The sequence below is a fragment of the Mammaliicoccus sp. B-M6 genome (genome assembly GCF_022386965.1).
Taxonomy (GTDB): Bacteria; Bacillota; Bacilli; order Staphylococcales; family Staphylococcaceae; genus Mammaliicoccus; species Mammaliicoccus sciuri_A.
This window is the reverse complement of sequence record NZ_JAJNHJ010000085.1, coordinates 1-450: the sequence shown is the minus strand read 5'-3', so window position 1 is coordinate 450 and position 450 is coordinate 1. Positions and strand designations below refer to the sequence as shown.

The window sequence follows — 450 nt, the reverse complement described above, 5'->3', positions numbered from 1 at the left end:
CTTTAGAAACAATTTTATTATTCTCTCTTACCTTAATGTGCATAGCATCAACAAATACATACTTATACTGATGACTAACAATAGGTCTACCAGCCCATTCTTTAATTTCAGGATCTAGGTTTTTTATTACGCCTGAAACAGTGGATTTAGACACAGATTTTCCCGTTAGGGATTCCACAATTTTATTAACATTTCTAGTTGAAACACCATTAATGTATGCTTCTGTCATCGCTAAAATAAGCGATTGGTCAGAACGCGAATATTGATTAAATACTTCAGTTGTAAATTCACCGTCACGTGTTCTTGGAACTTTTAATGTCAGATTGCCAATAGGCATCAGGAAATCACGCTCATAATAGCCATTACGTTGTGCGTTTCTTCCTGAATTCTTTTGTTTATATCCAGCATTAACATACTTATCTCTTTCCATTTCCATGTATGCATTTATGA

Annotated in this window: 1 protein-coding gene; it reads right to left on the bottom strand. The window is 34.0% G+C overall.

Translation table 11 applies throughout. The annotated features are described in order from the left end of the window. A partial coding sequence (locus tag LQ693_RS13510) for a transposase (protein WP_239703278.1) occupies positions 1–450 on the bottom strand: 450 nt, incomplete at both ends.